The sequence below is a fragment of the Bacillus sp. XT-4 genome (assembly GCF_050864245.1).
Lineage (GTDB): Bacteria > Bacillota > Bacilli > Bacillales > Bacillaceae > Bacillus > Bacillus altitudinis.
The window spans coordinates 382,043-400,820 of sequence record NZ_JBPAFI010000001.1; the positions used below are offsets into that span (position 1 = coordinate 382,043).

Genomic DNA, 18,778 nt, shown 5'->3' on the forward strand with positions numbered 1-18,778 from the left:
CTACGAATAAAGTGAGGTACTTTTCGTGAATACAGAAACTAACTATCCAAAAGCAGTCATTGTCATCTTTGGCGCAACAGGAGACCTTGCAAAACGCAAGCTCTACCCTTCTATACATAGACTTTATCATAGCGGAAAGCTTGGAGATCAATTCGCCGTTGTAGGTGTTGGACGTCGTCCTTGGTCTCATGAAGACCTAAGAGCTGTGGTAAAAGAATCGGTCTCTTCTGATGATGCAGAAGCAAAAGCAGAGGAATTTATTTCTCATTTCTATTACCATGATTTTGATGTCTCAAGCCCTGCTTCCTATCAAGCACTGAACACACTTCTTTCTGGTCTTGAAGATACATACAGTATCCCGAATAACCGGATGTTCTATTTAGCGATGGCACCGGAATTCTTCGGAACCATTGCGAAGTTTTTAAAAAGCGAAGGCGTATCAGAAACGACTGGATGGTCTCGACTTGTCATTGAAAAGCCGTTTGGTCATGACCTGCCTAGTGCCAAAACATTAAATGAAGAGATCAGAGATGCATTTACAGAGGATCAAATTTATCGTATTGACCACTACCTCGGTAAACAGATGGTGCAAAACATTGAGGTGATTCGTTTTGCGAATGCGATCTTTGAACCGCTTTGGACAAACCGCTATATTTCAAACATTCAAATCACATCGAGTGAATCATTAGGTGTCGAAGACCGGGCGAGATATTACGAGAGTTCTGGTGCACTGAGAGATATGGTACAAAACCATATGCTTCAAATGGTTGCACTTTTAGCCATGGAGCCACCGATTAAGCTCAATACAGAGGAAATCCGTAGCGAAAAACGGAAAGCATTGCGTGCGCTTCGTCCTTTCTCGAAAGATGAAGTGGATCAATTCTTTGTCCGCGGACAGTATGATGCAGGAACGATTGATGGCAATATGGTTCCTTCCTATCTTGAAGAGCAAAATGTGGACCCAAACTCCAACACAGAAACATTCGTTGCAGGGAAACTTCTCATCGATAACTTCAGGTGGGCCGGGGTACCATTTTACATTCGTACAGGAAAACGTCTAGAAAAGAAATCCACTCAAATCGTGGTGCAATTTAAAGACATTCCGATGAACCTGTACTATGGAAATGGGAATTCCATGCATCCAAACTTACTTGTGATTCACATTCAGCCAGACGAAGGCATTACCCTTCACCTGAATGCTCGCAAGCTTGATGGCGGAACGTATGCTAAACCAATTAAGCTGGACTATCAAACAAATTACAACGACATCATGAATACACCAGAAGCGTATGAAAAGCTGATTCATGACTGTTTGCTAGGTGACGCAACAAACTTTGCCCACTGGGATGAAGTGGCACTGTCTTGGAACTTTGTTGATCCAATTTCAGAAAAATGGGATGAAACCAAAACGTTAAAACCAAATTATCCTGCTGGTTCTATGGGACCAAAAGAAGCAGATCAGCTTCTTGAAAAAGATGGATATCACTGGTGGAATATATAAAATCAACAAAAAAAGAGCAGTCTCCCGATTGAGGGGGTTCTGCTCTTTTTTTAAAGTCGTGTTTTCGTAATTTCAACCGTTGAAAAATCAAATTTATCATAGCGATGATGGCTAAAGGAATATTCAAACGGCCGGCCTGTGTTTAAATAAGCCACCTGCTCCACTTCTAGCACCGGATCCGTAGGGTCACAGCCTAAATATTGCTGATCAAGCTGATCTGATTTAGCCGCTCTAATTTTTTTGTGCGCTCCTGCCACTTTTAAATGAAGTGTGTTTGTAATGTAGCTATAGATAGACCCCAATAAAACCTCTTCATCTATTCCCTTAATGACATTGACAGGCATAAAGGTTTTTTCTAATACATATGGCTCTTCTTCCACCAAACGGAGCCGAATAATGTCATAGACGGGTGTGCTTGAGTCAATGGATAAATGTGCTGCCACCTCTTCACTTGGAAAATGCACATCAAAGCGAATGATTTGGCTCGTCACGTTTTTATCTGCCATCACTTTCGTGAACCCTTTATTTTCATGACCTGATACGTTGATCGCACCTTGATTTAGTGCTGCCTTCACAATAAATGTGCCATGACCTCTTTTTCTAAAGAGCAGACCTTCCGCCACTAAAAGATCGAGCGCACGCTTCATCGTCATTCTGCTGCATTTAAATTCAGCGGCAAGCGAGTTTTCATCTGGAATGGGTTGATCTTCTGGATAATATGCTGTTCCTATTCTTTTTCTAATTTCTTCTGAAATGAGTTCGTACTTTGTCATCTCACACCACCAACTGACTTGTTTTTTCATATCCTATTATAGCGCTTTCTAGCCTTCCTCTCATTCTACACTAAGCCTAGTGCGCTTAAAAGGTTCGAGCCACTTTCATTTCAACCCTTTCATCTTTACATAAGAAAAATACTTGCCCTTTTCAAGGAAAGAGCAAGTATCTTGATTAGAAACCATTATTCTCTGAAACCGATTGAAACCAGTAGCCACTTTTTTTGATGGTACGTTTCCCGTCTTTCTCAAGGTCCACTGAGACAAATCCATAGCGATTTTTATAGGCATTCGACCATGACCAATTATCCATAAACGTCCACAGGTGATAGCCTTTTACATGACTTCCTTCTTGAATGGCTTGATGCACCCATTTAAGATGCTCAGAAATAAAATCAATGCGATAATCGTCGTGAATCATTCCTTCTTCATCCTGAAACCGCTCTTCTCCTTCGACACCCATTCCATTTTCAGAAATAAAGCATTCAATATTCCCATAGTCTGTCTGGACTTTTTTCAATATATCGTAAATACCCTTTTCATAGATTTCCCAGCCGCGGTACACATTCATTTTTCTGCCCGGCATTTCAAAAGAATCGAAATAATGGTCTGGCATAAATGGTGCATCAGGGTGAGGCATATGTTCCTTTGCTTTCACTCTTCTTGGCTGATAATAGTTGATGCCGAGAAGGTCGATCGTGTTCTCTTGAATGAGTTCAAGGTCTCCTTCCTCCATAGCCGGCATCAATCCTTCTTTCTTTAACACGTCCACTAGCTTTTCAGGGAAATGTCCTTTCACAGCTGGATCTAGGAAGGACCGGTTAAAGAAGGCGTCAGCCATCTCAGCTGCTTCGACATCCCGCGGATTCTGGCTTCGCGGATACGAAGGAGTAAGGTTGAGGATAATGCCTATTTTCCCATCCTGCTTCATCTCTTTATAAGCCGCAATGGCCTTAGCATTTGATAAAATCTCATGAAATCCAACTTGCACTGCCTTTTGGAAATCAACTTCGTTTGGATAATGGAAGCTATACATATATCCACCCTCTACAGGAACAATCGGCTCGTTATGGGTAAACCATTTTTTCACCCGGTCGCCAAAAAGCTGAAAACACAATGTCGCATAGCTGACATAATCGTCTACGACCTGCCTGTTTACCCATCCTCCCGTCTCCTGAAGCGCCATTGGCATATCAAAATGATACAAGTTCACAAACGGTTCAATGTCACTCGCTATCAGTTCATTGATCACATCATTGTAAAAAGCCACAGCGTCTTCATTAACAGCCCCTTTTCCCTCAGGTAAAAGGCGTGACCATGAAATAGATAGACGAAACGAGTTGTGCCCAATCTCCTTCATGAGTCGGATATCCTCTTTGTATTTACGATAAAATTGCGAGGTCACACCTGGACCGACGCCCTGAAAAAAACGATTCGGCTCTTTTTCAAACCAGTGATCCCAAATGTTCGGTCCCTTTCCATCTCCTGGATAACTGCCTTCTGTTTGCGTAGCAGAGGCAGAAGATCCCCACCAGAAACCTTCTGGAAATGTATATGATTGACTGTTAGTTTCCATCGACATGTATTGAGTCTCCTTCACCTTTGATGTTTGTTTGTTTCGTTTTTTCTGTCGTGACTATTTTTTCATTTTTCACATTCATACGATCAATAAATTTTAGGAACGGGAACCAAATGACAAACACAATCATTAAATTAAACAGCTGAAGCAGACCGCCCGCTAATGAATTTGTTGCCATGACTCCGCTAATAAAGATCGGTACTGTCCATGGAATATTCACGCCTGTCGGAGGCGGCACAATACCTGCGGCCATCGCAAAATAAGAAATACAAGTAATCACCATTGGTGCCAAAATCCATGGAATGAGAATAAGCGGGTTCATCACAATCGGTAAACCGAAGATAATGGGTTCATTGACGTTAAATAAACCTGGTCCTAAGCCGAGCTTTGCTACTTGTTTCAATTGCTTACTTTTAAGAAAAATTAAAATCGTAAACACAACAGCTAGCGTCATACCGGTTCCACCCATACCCACTGTATAGATTTCGATAAACTGCTTGCTGATGATGTTCGGAACCTCACCTGTTTTTGTGTAGCTTTCTAGATTTTGAATGGACAATGTATTCCAAATCGGGTCCATGACAGAGTTGATAATAATTTGGCCGTGGAGCCCAAAGAACCAAAGAATTTGTATAAAGAAAATAGCGATCAAGGTCGGAATGATACCGCTTCCAAGTCCGACAAGCGGCGCCTGAATCGCATTGTAAATCAAGTCATGCATGTTGGTTTTGAACCCTTGTGTAATGATGATATTGATCAGTAAAAAGGTTGTGAGTGTCAAAGTAGCCGGGATGAGTGCAGCAAAAGACTTAGAAACAGCTGGCGGAACCCCTTGCGGCATATTGATGACAAATTTCTTTTGGACAAAATAGCGATAAATTTCAGCAGACAAAAAGCCTGTGATCATTCCAAGGAACATTCCCTTTGCGCCCAAACGATCGACTGGGATGACGCCTGCAATGGATGCACCGCCCTCTTGTTCTAGTAAAAATGGCGTAAGGAGCAGAAAAGAGGCTAAAGCGATCACACCGCCAAAGACAGCTTCCACATCATAGCTTTTCGATAAATAGTAGCCAATCCCAAATACAACAAACACACTCATAATGCTGATGGTCGCACTAGGTGCAATATTCAGTGCAGACTGAACACCTTCCAGTGCTGTTTGACTCATGATCTTATCTAAAAATGGCAGATTCATTAATACGACCATGATGGAACCAAAAATCGTTAATGGGAACGCAAGCATAAAGGCATCCCTTAATACCCCTAGATAGCGATTGTTGTTCAATCTCCCAGCAATCGGAACCAAAATCGCACTTATTTTATCAAACATTGGTTTCCCCCCTTGTTTACACCCTTTATTGTTTCAGTGATTGCAATATCGGTAAGAGCTCTCCCACAAGCTCTTTTATCGTCATCGTTGACATGAAATGATCTTCGGCATGCATGAGCAGCAAGGAGAATGAAATCGTTTCTCCGCTTGCCTCTTGCTGTACCATTTGAAAATGGATATCATGTGCATTCCGCAAATCATCTTCCGCTTCTTTGAGAAGGTCAGATGCTACTGTTTCATGACCTTCTCTAAATTGTTTAAGAGATTGAAGCAATTTGCTTCGTGCATTTCCGCTGTGTAAGATCAATTGAAAACTGATTTGTTCTTCCGTGAGTCCTTCGAGTGTTTTCTTTTCCATCCTTTAAGATTCCCCCATCAATGAAACCGCTTGTTCATACGCTTTTTGTCCATCTGCTAGCCCATACGCCTGCATATCAATGACCTCTACTTCAATCCCATATTTTTGAGCTTCTTTTTGAAGATCCCCTTTTAAAAAGCTCATTTGCGGTCCAATTAATACAACATCGGCATGTGCCATTTCTTTTCTCGCTTGGTCTTGTCCGACTGCCCAAATCTCTGCTTCTTCCCCTATAGACTCAGCATGTGCCTTCATCTTTGTGACTAGTAAACTCGTAGACATACCTGAACTGCATGCTAATAAAATACGTTTCATTTCTCTCACCCCATTGTTGTAATAAAAGCGCTTCCAGTTAATATTATATATTTTTATTTTTAAATGTCTAGACATTTAATTATATATGTCTGTATTTTATTTTAAAAATGACCGTACCAATACTCACAACAAGCTTTCAGAACAAAAAAGATCTCATCCAGATATGAACGAGACCCCTTTTCTTTTAAAAAATACTCTCCGAATGAACCATAAAGTAGCTTCTTCTTCAGAAGACAGTCTTTGAGAACTTTGTTAAAATAAGTGCGAATGACTTAGCTCATTCAAAAACTCAATTTTTCATCCCATAAATCATGAGAAGTAACTGCCCAGAGATGGAAACAGATTCTATTCCCACTCAATTTGATGGATAGGTAAACGTCTTTTGCTGCTACTTTTCGAATCTATTCATATCTTTGCAATCAAAAGGAGTGGATATCATGGCAGTCACTCATTTGTGTGAAGCCTGTAAAAGAAACGAGATTGATGTTGTAAAAATTTCTGATGAATCAGCTCAGCCTTATCGATTATGCAATGATTGTCACAGGCGGCTCTTAACCTATTCTTTACGTCCAATTGAATGGTATCACTTAGCGATCATCCACTCTCCAAAGAAATTTTTATTGCACGATGATTTTTATGAAGAAGACGGAGAGGCTTGTCAGCCAGACGAAGATGTATTGGTCACAGCAGAAGTGAAAATACCCACATTACAAGCGGTTCAACACGATTTGGAGTCTTTATTAGATTTCTCAATCACAAGGTGGTTTCTTCACAACGATGTCATCAATGCCCTGAAAAAACACGATACACAAAAAATGTTGATGTCTGTAAGATCTAGATTTTATGGAACGGAAAATCATGAAGTCAAATCAAGAATGCTGGAGATCGCAGCTGATGTTTTAGGTACTGCAGCTTCGGATTGGGTAAGAGAGCTTTGGGAGAATGATGCCGATAAATTTTTTCATCCGCTTTCTTGGGCAGCAGCCAGTAGTTTACCAGCCGAGGAAGGAATGAGACGTATTTTTGATCAATTGAAATGTGTAAGTGAAAAGGAATTGCCAATGACGGCTCTCTCCAGCCTATATCGTTTCCGTTCACATCACATACTTGATTGGATGGAGTCTCATTGCTCCTCTTTTAACGACAGTTGGGGCAGGTTGGCATCAGCATGCTTTCCAACATGGCTCAGAATGAAATCTTGGCTAAACAAAGGAAGACCTTTCAGTTTAATTGCACTCGATACAATGGCGAACTGTCTAGCAGTTAAAAACGATCCATTTATCGAGGAGTTATCACCTAAAATACTTCATACAGATATCAATGAAATAGAACCCATTTTATATGATTATCTTCAAAAAGATGGCGTTCCTCGTGTCAAAACGAAAGTAGGCATCATCGTGAAGAACAAAGAAGCCATATTTGAATAAGCCGATTAAATGGATAAAAGCGTGTGCAATGTTTATGCTCACGCTTTTCACTAGCATGACAACATACTAGATCATAATTTGATGTTGTGTTATCCTCTGAGCCCAGCCCGTGATCAACATATGCACGATTATCCTTTTCCTGCTTGGAATCCAGGGTACTTGGTCATACCGCCGTCTACATATAACGTCAACCCTGTCACATAGCTCGCCTCTTTTGATGCAAGCCAGACAGCACATGCTGCCACTTCTTCCGGTTTTCCGATATAACCAATCGGTATCAGCTCAATGACGCCCTTTTTCAATGCTGGATCATCAAATTTTTCGGCATTGATCGGGGTATCAATTGCACCTGGTGCAATACTGTTTACGCGAATTTTTTTAGTGGCATATTCTAGTGCCAGCGTTTCTGTCAAAAGCTTGGCGCCTCCTTTACTTGCTGCATAATGGACAAAATGAGGCCACGGAATTTGCTGGTGGACCGACGACATATTAATAATCGACCCCTCGATCCCATGTTCTGTCATATACTTTAATGCATCACGGCAGCCTAAAAACATACCTGTTAAATTGGTAGACATCACTTTGTTCCAATTATCTAGCGTCATTTCTGTTGAAGGAACTTCATTTTCAATTCCTGCATTATTAATCATGACATCAAGACTGCCATATGTATTTACAGCTTGATCAATCATCGCCTTCATATCCTCTTCTTTTGATACATCCCCTTGAATTTTGACAGCCTGTCCGCCACTTTTTTGAATCTCAGCAATCGTGTCGTCCGGGTTTTCTTTATCTGAGAAATAATTGATCACTACATTGGCTTTTTCTTGTCCAAACCGGCGCGCCATCGCCTGACCTATCCCTGTACCTGCTCCTGTGATGAGAACTGTTTTTCCTTCCAAATCTGGATACATTCGCTTAAAACCTCCTATTTTGTAAAACCTAGTAGCACACCACCTGCGATAATCATCAAGCAGCCTGCAATGACAAAGCTTGTTTTAGATGCTTTCTCTTTTAATAAATAAATACCGCCTAAAGTCGAAATGACAATTCCTGTTTGAGACATGGAAAAACTTACTGCTACGCCAATGAGTGGAATCGCCAAAAGAAGCCCTAGATTTCCTGTCGACCACACAAGACCAGCAATGATATTTCTGAACGTATATTTGCTAAACGGGTCTTGCTTTAGACTAATCGCTAACGATGAAAGCAGCATGCCGACAGATTGCGGAACGAGCGCAGACCAACCATCTATATGAAACCATCTTAAAATGACGACATATCCGACGTAGCCTACGGTTGAGATGAGCAAAATGATGATTCCCTTTTTAAAATTGCCGCCCTCGTTTCCGCCACTCTTTTTTTGACCGAGGGATGTCATGACAACGCCAGCAATAATAAATAAAATGGCAAAAGAACCAATAAGTATGACCGTCATGGTTTGCCATTCTTTGAAGACGATGACACCAAATAATGTCGTGCTCACAAGCTGCATACCCGTTGATAAAGGAACAGCCTTTGACACCCCTAGAAAGGCGACACTTGAAAGCTGATTCATTTGCCCAATACTCCAAAAGATCCCCGAGATAACGGAAACCGCAAAAATAAGCGGTGTCAGTTCCGGCATTTTGATCAAATAGGCGCCGATTGAAAACAAAAAAGCGCCGAGGGTAATGCCGAGTGTTTGCTGATAGGCATTCCCGCCAAGTTTGACACTGATGAGAACAATACTTCCCCAAAATATCGCTGGGAGAAGTGCATATAAAATGCCCACTTCTATCCCTACTTTCTGTTCTTTTTTACTTAGCATCCCTCTTTTTCGGATTTTTAGCCGAATAGATGTAAACACAAAAAAGACCTTACCAAAGGTAAGGTCACAGCGTGTAGACAAACCCTCGCATTCGGTGTCAGTCCTGCAAAGGTTTTCTATCACGCTAAAAAGAAGACAAAGGGCTAAAATCAAGTTCATTTTAGCCCTTTGTCAACAATCTAAGACCTTACCAAAGGTAAGGTCTTTTGAAGTTTTATACTTATTTCATCCATTCAGTATGGAAGACGCCTTCTTTATCTGTGCGCTCATACGTATGTGCGCCGAAGTAGTCACGCTGTGCTTGAATTAAGTTAGCTGGAAGGACAGCTGTACGATAGCTATCAAAGTAAGCTAGTGCACTTGAGAATGAAGGAACAGGAACACCTTGTTCTACTGCAAGTGAAATCACTTTACGAAGTGATGATTGATAGCTTTCTACGATATCCTTGAAGTAAGGATCAAGCAATAGGTTTTTCAATTCAGGGTTACGGTCATATGCTTCTTTGATTTGCTGCAGGAAGGCTGCACGAATGATACATCCACCACGGAAGATCATGGCAATTTCACCGTATTTCAAATCCCAGTTATACTCATCAGACGCTGCTTTCATTTGCGCAAAACCTTGTGCATATGAGCAGATTTTACTCATGAATAGGGCTTTTCTAACCGCTTCGATCAGCTCTTGTTTATTCTCTGCTGATTGCGCTGGCTTAGGACCTTCAATTAATTGACTTGCTTCAACACGCTCATCTTTCATTGCTGAAATGTAACGCGCGAAAACAGATTCAGTAATGATTGGAAGCGGAACACCTAGATCAAGAGAGCTTTGGCTCGTCCATTTCCCAGTTCCTTTTTGTCCAGCTTTATCTAAGATCACATCCACAAGCGGCTGATTTGTTTCTTCATCCACTTTTGTGAAAATGTCAGCTGTAATTTCAATTAAATAGCTGTCAAGCTCGCCTTTATTCCACTCTGAGAATACTTCATGAAGCTCCTCTGCTGACAATCCTGCCACATGCTTCAAGATAAAGTATGATTCAGAGATCAATTGCATGTCTCCGTACTCGATACCGTTATGAACCATTTTGACATAATGTCCTGCTCCATCTGGACCGATATACGTTGTACAAGGCTCACCATCTACTTTCGCAGAGATGGCTTCTAAAATTGGTTTCACTAGCTCGTGCGCTTCTTTTTGACCGCCAGGCATGATAGAAGGACCTTTAAGTGCGCCTTCTTCACCGCCAGAAACACCTGTACCAATGAAGTGAATACCACTTTCCGCAAGCTCTTGGTTACGTCTTTGTGTATCCTTGTAATATGTATTTCCACCATCAATTAAAATGTCACCTTTCTCTAGGTGAGGCAGTAATGATTGAATGGTTGCATCTGTTGCTGCACCCGCTTTTACCATTAAAAGAATTTTACGCGGCGTTTCAAGCGATTGAACAAATTCTTCAATGCTGTATGTGCCTACAACGTTTTTCCCTTGTGATTCTTGAAGAAACTCTTCTGTTTTGCTGCTAGATCTGTTATAAACGGACACGGAGAAACCGCGGCTTTCAATATTTAGGGCAAGATTTTTCCCCATAACGGCTAGTCCAACGACACCGATTTGTTGTTTTGACATAATTCTGACGTCCCTTCTAACACACTATATTGATTACTGCTGAAATGATGTACCCTTTGAAATTACCACAACATCACCTCTTTTATCAAGTTTTCAGGCTAGTCATTTCCTCTTTCGTCCTGAAAAAAGTCTTTATTAAAACTTGTACCACTTGTTTTGCTCTCTTTTTCCTTAATGGTCACTCCCCTTTGAATGAGTGGTTTACCGTATTTTTCTTTCAGTCCGTCTAAAAGAGATTGGAGCGGTTCGTCTTTTGCATCTTCTGTATAAGAGAATAAATCAAGCTGCTTGACGGCTGATTTTCGTTCCACAAGATCGGTCCCCGTCACACCTAAAAGTCTTACTGGCTGGTCATTCCAATGCTTTAGGAATAGCTGCTTTGCCGCCTCAAATAGATCTTCCTTTCCATCAGTTGGATTCGTGAGTGTGACGCTCCGTGTGATATTTTTCCAGCTTGCATACCGAATCATAATGAGCAGCCGGTTCGCCATCACTTCTTTTCTTCGTAATCTGGCACTCACCGATTGCGACAGTTTCTCTATTAATGAGACGAGTTCATCTGTATCATCAGAATCGTGAGGAAGAGTGGAAGAATTGCCGACAGATTTAAATTCGTATATTCTTTCTGGATCGACAATGCCGTCATGCTCTCCGTTTGCCTTTTGCTTTAACCTCGGTCCATTGATGCCTAATAACTCTTTTAGCGCATATTCATTCGCTTTTGCTAAATCTTCAATTGTATGAATTCCGATGGTTTTCAGCTTATCTGCCGTTTTCTGTCCAACCCCATGCATGTCACCTGCAGGGAGCGGCCAGAGCATTGTCGGGACATCTCGTTTACGCAAAATGGTAATGCCCATTGGCTTTTTCCAATTAGACGCCATCTTCGCTAGAAATTTATTCGGTGCAATGCCAATACTCGATGGCAGCATGAGCTCTTCTACAAGCCTCGTTTGAATATCATGAGCGGTTTTCACGGCATGCTCAGCATAAGGTGTATCGGTTAAATCAATATAGCCTTCATCAATTGAAACGGGTTCAACTAAGTCACTATATTCTCTTAGTATGGTAAACATTTCTTGTGAGGAGCTGCGGTACCGGTCGAAGTTGGGTGTACGCACAATTAGTCCCGGACATAGCCGCTTCGCTTCCCAGAGTGGCATCGGCGGCTTCACCCCGAGTGCTCTTGCCTCGTAGCTGCAGGTCACAACTATCCCTTTGCGCTCTTTTGCATTTCCGCTAATGGCTAAAGGTTTCCCTCTCAAAGAAGGATCATACGCCATTTCTACCGATGCATAAAAACTATTCATATCAATATGAAAAATGATTCGCCCCTTCTTTTGAGAATCAGCCATTTGCTTGCCTCCTTAGGTGATCTACTTTCCTTCACTTCACCGTGATTTCACCTGTTTGTTCCATTAGACATTTCATATGGTGTATAGTACACTGTGAGTAATGAAATGGATGTGATAATCATGATTATTGATACATTCAATGAAGTCTTTTTCCTTGTTGAATTCTTTACGATTATTCTTCCAGCGCTGACCGCCATCGGTATTGCTTTCTTATTAAAAGACTGCCGAATGAACGAGCACCTCGGAGGACATCGTTTAGAAGAGTTGGATGCATCTTGTTTGAATCGAACAGACTTTCTGTTTATCATATATGATCGCATTACAACTTGGATTAGTAAAGTCATTCGAATGAAAAGATCATCAAATGATGATGAAGACCATTCGCTTCCTCTCTCTTATTAGACTTTATTATTGAGGAGGAAACGAATTGAAACGTTTATTGACTATTTGTGCGACTTTATTTTTTATGATGGTAGCGTCACCGGCATTTGCTGCCAGTGCGCAAACAAATACAAGCTCTGATGGGTTTTTCCATCATTATTTTGTTCAGCCTTTTTCTGAGTTGATTATCTGGCTTGCGAACTTTTTCCATGATGACTACGGTTTATCTATTATGTTCGTGACATTGATTGTCCGGCTGCTTATTTTCCCGCTTTTTGCAAACCAATTTAAAAAGCAAAGAGTGATGCAAGAGAAAATGGCACTCGTTAAACCTCAGATTGACCAAATACAAAGCAAATTGAAAAAAACGAAAGAACCTGAAAAACAAAAAGAACTGCAAATGGAAATGATGAAAGTATATAAAGACAACAATGTGAACCCGCTGGCAATGGGCTGTCTGCCGATGCTGATTCAAATCCCAATTGTTCTTGGCTTTTACTCAGCAATCCGCTCAACACCTGAGATCGCAACACATTCGTTCTTATGGTTTAACTTAGGACAAACTGATCTTTTGGTGGCGATCTTTGCAGGGGCCATGTATTTCTTGCAATTTTATGTCACACAAAAATTCGCAAAACAATCAGGCACCCAAACAGAAGCTGCACTGAAACAAGCAAAAATCATGGGCATGATTTTCCCAGTCATGATGCTGTTTCTATCAATTAATGCTCCCGCTGCTCTTCCTTTATATTGGATGACAAGTGGACTTTTACTCACCATTCAAACGATTATTTTAAATGTGATGTACCAAAAATCAAAAACAAAAGCTGCGGCAAACGATTCAATTAACCCAGCAGCTGAATAAATTATAGCCCCCTTACCGGAACATGATAAGGGGGCTTTATTTGTCTTCTGTAGAGCGCAACAAATAAAAGATGCGTGAGCTCCGGCACGCAAAATGACCCCTTATCCATGGATAAGGGGCCTTTGTTTATGCCAATTCCTCTTTCAATCGCTCAGGCAATTGATCAAGATCCTCAATTTTCCCTAGAAACTTATTAGGGTCCACTTGTAAAATCATCTTGTTCTCTCTCTCAACGACGCCGAAGAAATATTCAGATGCTTTTGTGTTCATATGAAATGGCTTGATCTCACTTAACTCGATATCAATGATATCTTTTGCATCAGAAACAAGGCAGCCAATCATTTGATCGTTTAATTCAAATAGTAGAACCTTAGACTGTTCGGTTACATCCAGAGGTTTTCCGTGCAGCATGACACCTGTGTCACTGACTGGAATGACCTCTCCTCTTAACGACATGAGTCCTTTAATCTCTTTTGGAAGGTTCGATACTTCTTGTAAATAAGGGACCTTCTCAATTGAGCGTATATGTTCTACGCTGATACCAAAATCCTCTTGTCCCACTTGGAAAATAATGATCTTTTGCGTGCTCACAGAGTCTCCTGCCTTTACGATGGATTTGTCGTTTCTTCGATAATGGCGAGAACCATTTCAGCTGTCTTGACTAATTCTTCAATCGGCATTTTCTCATTTTTCGTATGAATATCTTCATATCCAACAGCTAGGTTGACGGTCGGGATGCCGTTTCCAGCAATGACGTTTGCATCACTGCCTCCCCCGCTTGTCTGTAGTTCTGAAGGACGGCCAATTTTCGCAGCCGCTTTTTTCGCCACTTCAACGACTTGATCGCCGTGTGAGAATTTAAAGCCTGGATACATGATGTCAATTTGTACATCGGCACTTCCGCCCATTTCTTTAGCGGTTTTTTCAAAGGCTTCTTTCATTTTCGCTACTTGCGCTTCCATTTTTGCCGGTTCTAAAGAACGTGCCTCTGCCAAAATATCCACTTGATCACAGACAATATTCGTTTGTGTTCCGCCTTCAAAGCGGCCGATATTCGCCGTTGTTTCTTCATCAATACGGCCAAGCGGCATGCTGGCGATCGCTTTTGATGCAATCGTAATCGCAGAGACGCCTTTTTCAGGTGCCACACCTGCGTGAGCTGTTTTTCCGTAAATGGTTGCACGTACTTTCGCCTGTGTTGGCGCAGCCACGATGATGGTACCGACCTTGCCATCTGAATCAAGCGCATAACCATATTTTGCTGTCATCAGTTTTGGATCTAACGCTTTTGCTCCTACAAGTCCTGATTCTTCACCAGCTGTAATGACAAATTCAATCTTGCCATGCGGTACATTTTTCTCTTTTAGGACACGGATCGCTTCAAACATCGCGGCAAGCCCTGTTTTATCGTCAGCACCAAGAATGGTTGTGCCATCTGTCTTGACATAGCCGTCTTCAATGACTGGCTTAACACCATTACCTGGTACAACTGTATCCATATGAGAAGTAAAATAAATCGTATCTGCCTCTTGATTCCCTTCAAGTGTGCAAATAAGATTGCCTGCTCCGTGGCCGGTTGTCTCTTTTGAATCATCTTCAACTACATTAAGCCCTAAACCAGTAAATTTCTCTTTTAGGACTTCAACAATTTTTTCTTCATGTTTCGTTTCTGAATCGATTTGAACAAGTTCTAAAAATTCGTCTAATAAGCGTTTCTCATTGATCATGATGATGTTCCTCCTCTTATAGCGGCATGTTTCCATGCTTTTTTAACGGTCTATCTTCTTCCTTACTGCGAAGCAGGTCAAATGAGCGAATGAGTCGCTCTCTCGTTTCATCTGGCATTAAAATATCGTCGATTAATCCTAATTGTGCTGCCTTCATGACACTAGGTTCATTGTCCACCTCACGCAAAGCAGGATGAACAATTTCGTCTGCAAACGATTTTCCCATGACATCAATTTCTGCCTCTGGCCATGCATATACAAAGTCAGCACCTAAGCCCTTACTATTCATCGCAACGTATGCACCGCCAAATGCCTTTCTCAAAATCAGAGTGATCTTTGGAACGGTCGCCTCAGCGTACGCATACAGAAGCTTTGCGCCGTGGCGGATAATGCCTGCATGCTCAGCTTTCTCCCCTGGCAAAAATCCAGGAACGTCCACAAGGGTTAAAATGGGAATATGAAATGCATCGCAAAATCGAATAAACCGAGCCGCTTTATCAGCAGCATCGAGGTCAAGGCTTCCTGCCAGCACCTTAGGCTGATTGGCTACAAGACCAATGGAAGACCCTTGTAATCTGGCAAAACCTGTGACGATATTTTTGGAGAAACAACGCTGCGTTTCAAAAAAAGAGCCGTGGTCGGTGATCGCTGTCACCACTTGTTTGACATCATAAGTGCGTGATGGCTCCTTTGGCAAGATGTTCCCAAGATCGCTTGCATCATGCTTTTGCACCTTACGATGAATGACAGGCCGTCGTTTCGTTGGTATGTACGTTAAAAGCGTTCGAACTGCTTTTAACACGTCTCTCTCATCTTTCCCTGTATAGTGCACATTCCCGCTTGTTTGATGCTGAACTGCTGCACCTCCAAGCCGGTCAGGACAGACCGTCTCTCCTGTTGCTTTTTCTATCACTTTCGGACCAGTTAAAAACATATGAGCTGTTTGCTCCGTCATGAATACAAAATCCGTCAATGCAGGTGAATATACTGCACCTCCCGCACAGGAGCCTAAAATAACGGATATTTGCGGAATTTGACCAGAGTACAGCACATTCCGTTTAAAAATCTGACCATATCCCTCTAATGATACCACACCCTCTTGAATTCTCGCACCACCTGAGTCTTTTAGACCGATAACAGGCATTTGATTTTTAGCCGCCAAATCCATTAAAGCCGCTATTTTTTTCGCATGCATATCCCCTAGCGAACCCCCGTACACGGTCGCATCTTGTGCATAAACGCCTACTTGTCTCCCATGAATCAGTCCCGTCCCAGTGACAACGCCATCCCCTAAATGCTCTGAGCGGCAGCCTTTAGCAAATGACTGAATTTCCATAAAGCTGCCTTCATCAAGAAGTTCATGAAGCCGCTGCCTAACAGTCAGCTTTCCTTTGTTTCGGTGAGCCGCTGCTCGTTTTTCACCGCCGCCCCTTAAAGCTTTCTCGCGCCATTCAGACAAGTCATTGAACGATTCATGCATCTTCCTGTTTCTCTCCTTTCAAAGGTTCACACAATTCAATTAGCACACCTGACGTTTCTTTTGGTGAAATAAACGCAATGCGCTTTCCGTTCGCACCATTTTGTGCGCCCTTTTGAATGAGCTGCATGCCGAGCTCGTCAAGTTGACTGAGATCAGCCTGAATGTCACCTGACTTTAATGCAATATGATGAAGCCCCTCTCCTCTTTTTATTAAAAAGGTATGTAATGTGCTGTGATCCGACATCGGTTCAATCAACTCAATGTGCAGATCACCTAGGGAAGCAAAAGATACCTTGACCCCTTGATTCGGAAGTACTTCTATGTCTGAAAATTCCCAGTTAAACAGCTCGGAGAATGTACGTGCTGTTTTTTGAATAGAAAAAACGGCAATGGCTATATGATCGATTTGATTCATCCGTTCACTTCCTTTGTACATCACTTGTCGCCTGCGTAAAAACGAGCTAGAATAAAGAAAGGTGCGCTCGTCGCAAAAACATTTGATTATAGGGGTGCGATATGTCTCAGAAATTCATGAAATTTATGGTATTGCTCATGATTAGCTTACTGTTAATTTCTTCACTTTTAGCAGGAGCGGCAGCCTTTTTATAAAGTGTTGATAAAAAAGCAGACAAGCAGGTGATTCGTTTTTTTAACGAATGGCCTGTTTGTCTTTGGCCAGTTTTTCAAATGCATCGCTTGATGTCGTGATCCATACCTTTGTACCAACTGGAAGCTGATCAAATAGCCGTTCTACATCTTGATTATGAAGACGTACACAGCCTGCCGTAATAAATTTCCCTATCGTTGTCTCGTCACTTGTTCCATGAATGCCATAGGTTCTCCCGTCGGTTCCTCGCGCATCAAATCCAATCCACCTTCGGCCGAGTGGGTTATTCTTCGCACCGCCTTCAATATTTTTTCTTCTGTAATAAGGATCTTTCGCTTTGATCATAATCGTAAATTCACCTTCTGGCGTTAAATCAGCTGTTTTGCCAGTAGAAGCCGGGTAGACTTTTTGAATTTTTCCATGATCAATATACGCAAGCTCATTCGTTTGTTTATTAATAATGACATACGGGTCTCCTGGAAGCGGGTTTTGCCCGAGCGGCCAGATGGGTGAAAGGGACATGGTCAGCACAGTATAAAATAAAAGACGCATAGGCTCCTCCTTTTTCATTAGATTGACCAATGAAGGAGGAACTCATGCGTCTTTATTCTTTCATCCCTTTAAAATAACTTTTAAGCACCAAATATTGTTCCATTTCTCCGAGAAAATGAAAGAGTGCGGCTCTAGCTTCAAATTCTTCACGTGTTTGTGGAAGCGGCAGTGCATCGAACTCTTCTTTCATATCAATCAGGCGTCTTAAGAACTTATGCGCCGTGTTCCCTGGGTGAATATGTTCTCGTAAATCTCTAATATATTCTGCAATGATTTGCCCATGCTCCGTTGTAACAGAAATGGACGTAATTTTCGGAAGCACCCGCTCAATGATTTCAAATTGCTTTTGTCTCATGTTGAAATAATGATAATACAGATTTTCATGCCTTAAGACATGATTTTCAACATCACGGTATGCAAGAGCCTTCGCTTCTTTAATCAATTGATGCGTCTCTGGAATTTCTTTTCCTGTCCAGTCTTGTTTTCCGGTCATTAAATATTGCTCGATTTCTTCAAAGATTTTCGCAAAATTCGCTTCAATTTGTTCACTGTATTGTTTCAGCTTTTTATCAACGCTAGGCATATACAGGTTCATAATGAGTGCGACCCCTACACCAATGGTGATGAGTAAAAGCTCATTCCAGATGAGATGAAGCGTAATGCCTCCAGACATATACAAATGAAGGATAATCACTGAACTTGTGACAATCCCTTCTTTAATCCGAAGCAAGACCGTTGTTGGAATAAAGACGAGCAGCATCAGTCCAATGACGAAAGGATGATACCCAATCAGATCAAAAAATAAATAAGAAAATAAGATGGCAAGACTGCATGCGGCAAAGCGGGCCCCAGATGCGAGGAGTGATCTTTTTTTCGTCACCTGAATACATAGGATCGTAATAATGCCGGCAGCTGAATAGTTTTGCAGACCGAGCATTTGTGCAATGTAAATGGCTAGAGCTGTTCCTAATGCTGTTTTCAGCGTTCGGTAGCCGATTTTAAACATGATGTGATTCACTCTTTTCTGTCTACTTTTGTGAAATGATGAACTTTTTTTACTTTCCCCATTATAATCAAAAAAAGAA

20 protein-coding genes are annotated in these 18,778 nt (G+C 41.6%); 5 read left to right on the plus strand and 15 right to left on the minus strand.

All coding sequences use genetic code 11. The features are described 5' to 3' along the window. The first annotated feature begins 25 nt into the window (after positions 1–25). Positions 26–1,501: a glucose-6-phosphate dehydrogenase gene (zwf, locus tag ACRRMM_RS02005; RefSeq protein WP_048001406.1), complete on the plus strand. Its 1,476-nt coding sequence runs from the start codon at positions 26–28 to the stop codon at positions 1,499–1,501. A gap of 50 nt (positions 1,502–1,551) precedes the next feature. Here zwf and ACRRMM_RS02010 read toward each other — a convergent pair whose 3' ends face one another. The 5 genes from ACRRMM_RS02010 to ACRRMM_RS02030 form a co-directional block, all read right to left on the minus strand. Further along, on the minus strand, positions 1,552–2,274 hold the full coding sequence (locus tag ACRRMM_RS02010; RefSeq protein WP_017357941.1) for a GntR family transcriptional regulator: 723 nt from the start codon (positions 2,272–2,274) through the stop codon (positions 1,552–1,554). Positions 2,275–2,449: 175 nt separating this feature from the next. Further along, the gene (locus ACRRMM_RS02015; RefSeq protein ID WP_048001405.1) at positions 2,450–3,856 is read right to left on the minus strand and encodes a glycoside hydrolase family 1 protein; all 1,407 of its coding nucleotides are present in this window, start codon (positions 3,854–3,856) and stop codon (positions 2,450–2,452) included. Continuing rightward, on the minus strand, positions 3,840–5,186 hold the full coding sequence (gene celB / locus ACRRMM_RS02020; protein WP_007501108.1) for a PTS cellobiose transporter subunit IIC: 1,347 nt from the start codon (positions 5,184–5,186) through the stop codon (positions 3,840–3,842). Before celB ends, ACRRMM_RS02015 begins: the two co-directional genes overlap by 17 nt. Positions 5,187–5,211: 25 nt before the next feature. Then, positions 5,212–5,544, minus strand: a complete 333-nt coding sequence (locus ACRRMM_RS02025; protein WP_017357943.1) for a PTS lactose/cellobiose transporter subunit IIA — start codon at positions 5,542–5,544, stop codon at positions 5,212–5,214. A gap of 3 nt (positions 5,545–5,547) precedes the next feature. Further along, positions 5,548–5,859 carry a PTS sugar transporter subunit IIB gene (locus ACRRMM_RS02030; protein ID WP_008342261.1) on the minus strand — a complete coding sequence of 104 codons (312 nt, stop codon included), beginning with the start codon at positions 5,857–5,859 and terminating at the stop codon, positions 5,548–5,550. A gap of 437 nt (positions 5,860–6,296) precedes the next feature. On the opposite strand from ACRRMM_RS02030, the gene ACRRMM_RS02035 reads away from it, so the two are divergent. Further along, entirely contained in the window at positions 6,297–7,286 is a 990-nt protein-coding gene (locus ACRRMM_RS02035) for a hypothetical protein (protein WP_428828436.1), read from the plus strand. 128 nt (positions 7,287–7,414) lie between these two features. Here the strand turns inward: ACRRMM_RS02035 and ACRRMM_RS02040 are convergent, their stop codons facing one another. The 4 genes from ACRRMM_RS02040 to ACRRMM_RS02055 all read right to left on the minus strand — a co-directional run bounded on the left by ACRRMM_RS02040 (position 7,415) and on the right by ACRRMM_RS02055 (position 12,081). Beyond that, positions 7,415–8,200: an SDR family oxidoreductase gene (locus ACRRMM_RS02040; RefSeq protein WP_428828437.1), complete on the minus strand. Its 786-nt coding sequence runs from the start codon at positions 8,198–8,200 to the stop codon at positions 7,415–7,417. A 14-nt stretch (positions 8,201–8,214) separates the two neighbouring features. Next, entirely contained in the window at positions 8,215–9,060 is an 846-nt protein-coding gene (locus tag ACRRMM_RS02045; RefSeq protein WP_428828977.1) for a GRP family sugar transporter, read from the minus strand. A 256-nt stretch (positions 9,061–9,316) separates the two neighbouring features. Beyond that, on the minus strand, positions 9,317–10,726 hold the full coding sequence (gene gndA, locus ACRRMM_RS02050; protein WP_017357947.1) for an NADP-dependent phosphogluconate dehydrogenase: 1,410 nt from the start codon (positions 10,724–10,726) through the stop codon (positions 9,317–9,319). A gap of 98 nt (positions 10,727–10,824) precedes the next feature. Then, complete coding sequence (locus tag ACRRMM_RS02055) at positions 10,825–12,081, minus strand: DNA polymerase IV (protein ID WP_024718903.1); 1,257 nt, start codon at positions 12,079–12,081, stop codon at positions 10,825–10,827. Between the two features lie 120 nt (positions 12,082–12,201). Between ACRRMM_RS02055 and ACRRMM_RS02060 the strand changes: the two genes are divergently transcribed. Beyond that, positions 12,202–12,483, plus strand: coding sequence for a hypothetical protein (locus ACRRMM_RS02060; protein ID WP_008342247.1), 282 nt, complete (start codon positions 12,202–12,204; stop codon positions 12,481–12,483). Between the two features lie 25 nt (positions 12,484–12,508). Continuing rightward, positions 12,509–13,327 (plus strand): membrane protein insertase YidC, encoded by an 819-nt coding sequence (locus ACRRMM_RS02065; RefSeq protein ID WP_053069922.1) that lies wholly within the window; start codon positions 12,509–12,511, stop codon positions 13,325–13,327. Between the two features lie 126 nt (positions 13,328–13,453). Here ACRRMM_RS02065 and ACRRMM_RS02070 read toward each other — a convergent pair whose 3' ends face one another. From ACRRMM_RS02070 to mce, 4 genes are read right to left on the minus strand one after another with little or no spacing between them, the layout of a single operon-like run. Beyond that, entirely contained in the window at positions 13,454–13,918 is a 465-nt protein-coding gene (locus ACRRMM_RS02070) for a chemotaxis protein CheW (RefSeq protein WP_008342245.1), read from the minus strand. Between the two features lie 14 nt (positions 13,919–13,932). Then, positions 13,933–15,054: a tripeptidase T gene (locus ACRRMM_RS02075; RefSeq protein ID WP_035390776.1), complete on the minus strand. Its 1,122-nt coding sequence runs from the start codon at positions 15,052–15,054 to the stop codon at positions 13,933–13,935. A gap of 16 nt (positions 15,055–15,070) precedes the next feature. Then, positions 15,071–16,534: an acyl-CoA carboxylase subunit beta gene (locus tag ACRRMM_RS02080; RefSeq protein WP_113747203.1), complete on the minus strand. Its 1,464-nt coding sequence runs from the start codon at positions 16,532–16,534 to the stop codon at positions 15,071–15,073. Next, on the minus strand, positions 16,527–16,949 hold the full coding sequence (gene mce, locus ACRRMM_RS02085) for a methylmalonyl-CoA epimerase (protein WP_353829575.1): 423 nt from the start codon (positions 16,947–16,949) through the stop codon (positions 16,527–16,529). Before mce ends, ACRRMM_RS02080 begins: the two co-directional genes overlap by 8 nt. Positions 16,950–17,050: 101 nt before the next feature. On the opposite strand from mce, the gene prli42 reads away from it, so the two are divergent. Then, positions 17,051–17,143, plus strand: a complete 93-nt coding sequence (gene prli42, locus ACRRMM_RS02090; protein ID WP_017357951.1) for a stressosome-associated protein Prli42 — start codon at positions 17,051–17,053, stop codon at positions 17,141–17,143. Between the two features lie 40 nt (positions 17,144–17,183). Here prli42 and ACRRMM_RS02095 read toward each other — a convergent pair whose 3' ends face one another. Together ACRRMM_RS02095 and ACRRMM_RS02100 are read right to left on the minus strand one after the other, a co-directional pair. Continuing rightward, complete coding sequence (locus ACRRMM_RS02095) at positions 17,184–17,693, minus strand: L,D-transpeptidase (protein ID WP_353829576.1); 510 nt, start codon at positions 17,691–17,693, stop codon at positions 17,184–17,186. 52 nt (positions 17,694–17,745) lie between these two features. Beyond that, positions 17,746–18,699: an aromatic acid exporter family protein gene (locus tag ACRRMM_RS02100; protein WP_007501130.1), complete on the minus strand. Its 954-nt coding sequence runs from the start codon at positions 18,697–18,699 to the stop codon at positions 17,746–17,748. Positions 18,700–18,778: the final 79 nt, after the last annotated feature.